Origin of the sequence: Halomonas halodenitrificans DSM 735, assembly GCF_000620045.1 — a bacterium.
Classification (GTDB): domain Bacteria; phylum Pseudomonadota; class Gammaproteobacteria; order Pseudomonadales; family Halomonadaceae; genus Halomonas; species Halomonas halodenitrificans.
Window position 1 is genome coordinate 22,484 of the sequence record NZ_JHVH01000031.1, and the last position, 6,095, is coordinate 28,578.

Here is a 6,095-nt window from a genome sequence, read left to right on the forward strand (position 1 = left end):
TCATGGGTAAGAGAAGGTCTCGAAAGAGAAGGCAGAAATATGATCCAGCGGAATCCCTTCGGCCTATGACCCTGGATTCAGCGTTGGAGCCCCTTGCCCGTGATTTATACGAAAAGGCGTGTTGTGGTTCCAAGAGACTCTTGCCGGATATAAGGTCGAGATCCGAATTCAAAGAGGATCGGGCTCTACAAATAAAATTTTATTCGGCGGCACATGAAGGGATGCGCGCTGCTCAGAATTATATAGTACAACGTGTTGAATCAGATTCAGACTTGACCTTTTCAGAAGAACTTCTTTACCGCAGCATTGCAGATTCAATCGCTTGGCAGCTACTTGGTGAGCAACTATGCTACGCTCGCCGTTTTTTTCTAGGCAATAAGCAGCCAAACTTAAAGGAATCAAACTTTGGCTCGGTTGTTAACGCAGCCAATTCAATAGTAGAAGACAATCCGGATACGATGCCCCTTTTATCTGACTTAACGTCCTTCATTCAAGTCGGTGATATTTTATCGTTCGATCCTCATAAAGGTCTTTCTATTTTTGAAGTGAAAGAAGGAGAGGTAAACCACAAAATCTCCCAGTTTTTAGAATTTTACAGTGAAAGGGGTTGCGATAGAGCACTCCATTATTTCTTATCTCAAGAGGGGCCACATACAGCTAAGCAAATGCAACGAATGATTCGGCAAAGTGGGCGAATGACGCACGTTTCTGAAGTTATGTCCTCTGGGGTAAGTACTGACCCTGATAGCGGTCAAAAGGTTTTTATTCCAGAAGAATTCATCTCAATAAGTGAATGGAATGACGAGCTAAACGCGTTGCTTTCTCGCTCTGAGGATAAAGGTTGGGCATTGGACGTTATTGAAGATTGCTTGTTTGTGGGGTGCTATGCCGACACTCCATTGTATCAGGGTAGTCACATAGCTTTTAATCTATGGTTCGATGAGTGTGGTGGAGATGCCGAAAGTCCTCGGGCGAGCTTGATTGATAGCGTTCGTAGTCCACTAGCATTACCAATATTTTCCCATCACATATCGGTAGCTAATAAGTTCGATTTACTTTTTGGACGCAAACATATTTGCATGGCTGTTTCTGTAGAGAAATTGCTTAAAAAATGCGAAGGAGCCGGCCTGATCGTTAGGGAAGGAACAAATAAAGAAACATCTAGGTTAGAACAAATGGGAGCCAAACCCTATAAGTATAGGGGTAAATCAATTTTTATTGGCGATGGTAGTAAAGATATGGCAATAATGGATGGCATATTCATGAGAATTTTTTTTCATGGCCAAAAACCGGTGTCTACGATCAGGTCGATCTTGTCGGCAAGTCAATCCACTTAACCAGTGGGTGAAGCTGACCGGTGCTGCGCTCCGCACCGGCAGCTTACCCAAGGCGTTATGCGTTTCCATAGTCTGAGAAATTTAGGCACAAAGCAAATGTAGGGAAATTGTTAAAATGGCCAGAAAAGCTATACCTGTTAACGTCGCGAGGCAGCTTTGGGCAGGTTGTGGAGGGTATTGTCAAAACCCGAGTTGTAACCGCTTCTTATTCGCCACCGTAGGGGACGATAGTGTAAGCCTAGCCAACGTAGCACATATTATTGGTCACGGAGAAAATGGGCCTCGAAGTGACCATAAGTTAGCGGAGTTAATAGATCGAGATGGTCTCGACAATTTAATTATGCTCTGCCTTGAATGTCACAAAGTCGTAGATGAGTTGGAAAAGAAATTTAGCGTCGAGGCCATTCGAATTTGGAAATCTGATCATGAGAGGAAAGTTAGGGAGTTCTTCAATATTCCGAGAGTGACAGATGAGCGCGAACTATTGATTAAGGTGAGTGAGCTTCTGGATGAGAACGGAGCGATTTTTCGAGAATACGGTCCATATTCTCAGCGTGTCTTAGAGGGAGACTCTGGTGATGCCTTAATTATTTGGCGAAGGAGGTGCCTTGATACAATTCTTCCAAACAACCGCCGCATCGTTAATTTAATAGAGAAAAATAAAAGAAATTTCCCATATCCTTGGGATGTCTATAGGCCAATGCTCAATTATAAGCTTCATGTTGATGCCTTTGAAGATAACTGTCTGCTGGGGCAAAAGGTTAATGACTATAAGCTGTTTCCAGTGGATTTTGATCATTTTGTGAAGACAAAGTTGGGCGCAGAAATGCCTCCTCTCGAAAGAAGAGGGGAAGAAGAACTTGAATTTCGTCACAACCAGGTCTCTACGTTCATTAACCGGTTCTTGGCCAATCACGACTTTATCGCTCAAATGGAAGAGCTTAATCGAGCTACAATGTCTATCACACTAAAGGATGGTAGGGAGCTTCGAGTATTCGTAACGAATACATATTATTTTACTGAATACACGCTCGAAAAGGTGATGGCTGTTGACCCACAAGTAGAAGTTATTATTTGTTCGTGCCCAGCAGGGCAATACGCTGAAGATGCCAAGCAACTATGTATAGAACATGGGATAGGGCTTTTCATGTTCGGGGAGTTTATGGGAGCGTTACGGAAGACCGGCGAACATTTTTTAAATTATCTGCTTAGGTCCGAACGAGAAGATCGAATAAATTCTTTTAAACGGCCGCTCGAGTGTACAAATCTGCCTAAAGGCCTCCAAGTATATCTCTTCGGTTCTTACCTACGGAGAAAGCTATACGAAGATATTGATGCGGTCATAGTTTACTCGAATTTTCAGGCGAAAGACGCGGTTGAGCGAGTTTCCGGAACTTTAAAATCAGGATTAGGAGAGCAAGCGCAAAAAATAGATTTGACCATTTGCTCTACCGCAGAGTTTTCAGCCCTGAAACTGACGAACGATAATTTAACTAAGGTTTATGCCTCATAAGATAAGAGGTTGACGCGCATAACAATACGCTGTTGCCGGACAACTTTTCCACCGCTGCGCGGTTCCAAAGTTGCCGCAAAGCTTCGCGTTATGCACTATGAAGATCAGGAATCCAAACATGGAAGCAGTATTTAAGTTTTCCTCTGCCATCATTCTTTTAGTCGCTCCCTGCTACTTTGGGTACATGGCCCAGCCTACGGAAATGGGATTGGCTATCTTGGCTGGTGCATTAGGGGTTGCGTTTGCAAACCTAGATAAGTTGTCGGAATTCAGCGGTGCTGGTTTCTCAGCAAAAATGAGGGATCAAGTGCAGGCGGTAGTGGAGAAGGAAACGGAATCCACGCCTTTCGTAAGGCCTGAAGACCAGAAAACAAGAACTTCTCCCATAGATGAAGCTATCTTAAAAGCGTTATCGAGTTATAGTCAAATCTGGTGGATGGCAGTCAGGCGGCTGTCCTGTCTGACGGATCGATTACCTGCTCCCCATCCTGAAACCGGACGTTGTTCACGACCAGCTCCAACTTCCTGAACCCCTTGATGCGCTTCCAGCGCTTCTCGGCGCTCTGGAGCAGCTTGAAGACCATCGCCAGGGTCGTCGCCCGGGACCCGCAGTTCCGGCTGCGCTTGCTCCGCAGGCGAACCGTGGCGAAGGTCGACTCGATCGGGTTGGTGGTGCGGATATGCACCCAGTGCTCTGCCGGGTAGTCGTAGAACGCCAGCAGCTCGTCCCGATCCTTGGCCAGGCACCCCATCGCCTTGGGATACTTGGTCTCGAAGCGTTTCAGGGTGCGATCAAAGGCCTGGTGGGCCTCATCGCGGGTCTCGGCCATCCAAATCTCGTGGAGGTCGGCCTTGACCTTGGGTTGTACCGATTTCGGCAGTTTATTCAGCACATTGGCGGTCTTGTGGACCCAGCAGCGGTAAGCGCTCCACCAACCCCATCTTCTGCCGCTGAATAGTGTCCGTCAGACTGGTGTCATTCGATAGCAAGGAGGACACCATGACCGACCTGACTTCGACGCAGGCCCTCTGGTTGGGCCATCTGTTCCATGCCTCGTCTCGACAACTGCCGCTGAGCGAGTACGCCGAGGAGCAAGGACTTGAGCTGGCGTCACTGCTGGCGTGGGAGCAGCGTCTGGTGGTGCAGGATGTGCCTGTGCCGCCGCGGCATCGGCCGCAGCGCTTCGTCGCCGTGGAGGTAGCGCCATGATTCGGCCAGATACCGGACTGCGAGTCTATCTGTGCCGCGAGCCGGTCGACATGCGCAAGCAGATCGACGGACTGGCCCTGCTGGTTCAGGAGGCCATGGAGCTCAACCCTTTCGAGGAGGCCGTGTTCGTGTTCGGCAACCGCCAGCGCGACAAGGTGAAGCTGCTGTTCTGGGAGCGCAACGGCTTCGTGGTCTGGTACAAGCGCCTGGAACGGGAGCGCTTCAAGTGGCCGGACCGACTGGAGGGCGACACGGTCACCCTCTCGGGTCAGGAGCTGAATTGGCTTCTGGATGGCTATGACCTCAGCGCCATGCAGCCCCACAAGGCCTTGGATTTCCAGGCAGTGGGTTGATGTTTTTGCTGCCTCCGGTGGCACTGCTTGGTAAAATATCGGCATGACTTCGTCGACCTCGACTTCCTCCGCCAGCGTCTCCCAGCTGCAGCGCCAAGTGCGTTCTCAGCAGGAGGAAATCGCGCGTCTCCATCAACTGATGGAGAAGAAGGAAGCGGAGTGGGAAGCCGCCAAGGCGGCGCTGTTCGAGCAGTTCCGCCTGGCCATCGAACGTCAGTTCGGTCCCTCCACCGAAAAGTACCGTGTCGCGCAGGGAGACCTGCTCATCAACGAGGCGGAAGTGGCGGCCGACGAGGAGGAGGCCGGCGCCCAGGATGACACGGCTGGCCACGAAGCTGATGTGCCGGTTGAACCCCAACAGCCGGCCAAGCGCCGCAGCCGTGGCGGCCGAGTGGCTTTGCCGCCCGAGCTGCCTCGCGTCGAGGTCGTCCATGAGCTCCCCAAGGAGGCCCGGCATTGCCACGATGACGGCACCGAGCTCAAGGAGATCGGCAAAGAGATCAGCGAGGAGCTGCATGTGGTGCCAGCGCGGGTCGAGGTGATCCGCCATGTGCGCGTCAAGTACGGCTGCCCCGCCTGCGAAGAGGGCGTACAGATTGCCCCGGCACCCGCCAAGCTGCTGCCGAAGAGTAACGCCAGCCCGACGTTGCTCGCCTATGTGGCCACCGCCAAGTACCAGGACGCCTTGCCGCTCTACCGGCAGAGCCAGATCTTTGCCCGTCACGGCGCCGAGATCCCGCGCAACACCCTGGCCCGTTGGATGGTGCAAACCGGCGAGCGAATGACACCGCTGATCGAGGCGCTACGCCGACACCTGCTGCAAGCCCCGCTGATCCACATGGACGAGACCACACTTCAGGTCAACACGGAACCCGACCGGCCGGCGAGTTCAACGTCCTATATGTGGCTACAGCGCGGTGGCCCACCTGGCCAACAGGTGGTGCTGTTTGACTATGACGCCAGCCGCGCCGGACGAGTGCCCGTACGCCTGCTGGGTGACTATGCCGGTCGCCTGGTCACCGATGGCTACGAGGGCTATGCCGAGGTGGTGCGCAAGAATGGTATCATCCATGCCGGCTGCTGGGCGCACGCCCGTCGCAAGTTCGTCGAGGCGCAGAAGGTGCAGCCCAAGGGCAAGACCGGCAAGGCCGACTGGGCCCTCAATCAGATTCGCAAGCTTTATGGCGTGGAAAAGCAGGCTAAGGGCCTGGCACCCGAAGCGCGCCAGTCGCTGCGCGAGCAGAAGAGCCGCCCGCTGATCACCCAGCTACGCACCTGGCTCGACAAGTCGCTGACTCAGGTGCTGCCGAAGAGCGCACTGGGCAGAGCGTTGCACTACCTGGATGGCCAATGGCAGCGCCTGACCCGCTTCCTCGATGACGGGCTGATCCCGCTCGACAATAACGCCGCGGAAAATGCCATCCGCCCCTTCGTCGTCGGCCGCAAGAACTGGCTCTTCAGCCACACACCGAGCGGTGCCCAGGCCAGCGCCGCCATTTACAGCCTGATCGAGACGGCCAAGGCCAATGGCCTCTCGTCCTACGAGTACCTGCAGTTCGTGTTCGAAACGCTACCGACACTCGGCGAGGACGACGACCTCAACACGCTGCTCCCTTGGCGCTGGAAAGACACACTACCGATCTAACTCACGCCACAGAAGGTGGGGTTGGTGGAGCGCTTAC

5 protein-coding genes and 1 pseudogene are annotated in these 6,095 nt (G+C 52.6%); 5 read left to right on the plus strand and 1 reads right to left on the minus strand.

What is annotated here, in order from left to right:
• Positions 1-65: 65 nt before the first annotated feature.
• Both Q358_RS18635 and Q358_RS18290 read left to right on the plus strand, forming a co-directional pair.
• Positions 66-1,337 carry a hypothetical protein gene (locus tag Q358_RS18635; RefSeq protein WP_156940921.1) on the plus strand — a complete coding sequence of 424 codons (1,272 nt, stop codon included), beginning with the start codon at positions 66-68 and terminating at the stop codon, positions 1,335-1,337.
• A gap of 115 nt (positions 1,338-1,452) precedes the next feature.
• The gene (locus tag Q358_RS18290; RefSeq protein ID WP_084286558.1) at positions 1,453-2,850 is read left to right on the plus strand and encodes a nucleotidyltransferase; all 1,398 of its coding nucleotides are present in this window, start codon (positions 1,453-1,455) and stop codon (positions 2,848-2,850) included.
• A 443-nt stretch (positions 2,851-3,293) separates the two neighbouring features.
• Here the strand turns inward: Q358_RS18290 and Q358_RS0113115 are convergent.
• Positions 3,294-3,770: pseudogene (locus tag Q358_RS0113115) on the minus strand (IS256 family transposase); the annotation flags it as partial.
• Between the two features lie 80 nt (positions 3,771-3,850).
• On the opposite strand from Q358_RS0113115, the gene Q358_RS0113120 reads away from it, so the two are divergent.
• The 3 genes from Q358_RS0113120 to tnpC are packed head-to-tail and all read left to right on the plus strand — an operon-like array spanning position 3,851 to position 6,058.
• Entirely contained in the window at positions 3,851-4,060 is a 210-nt protein-coding gene (locus tag Q358_RS0113120; protein WP_027961196.1) for a hypothetical protein, read from the plus strand.
• A complete protein-coding gene (gene tnpB / locus Q358_RS0113125; RefSeq protein ID WP_027961197.1) occupies positions 4,057-4,413 on the plus strand; it encodes an IS66 family insertion sequence element accessory protein TnpB in 357 nt (118 codons plus the stop codon). The genes Q358_RS0113120 and tnpB overlap by 4 nt, the downstream gene beginning before the upstream one ends.
• Positions 4,414-4,456: 43 nt before the next feature.
• Positions 4,457-6,058, plus strand: a complete 1,602-nt coding sequence (gene tnpC, locus Q358_RS0113130) for an IS66 family transposase (RefSeq protein ID WP_027962263.1) — start codon at positions 4,457-4,459, stop codon at positions 6,056-6,058.
• Positions 6,059-6,095: the final 37 nt, after the last annotated feature.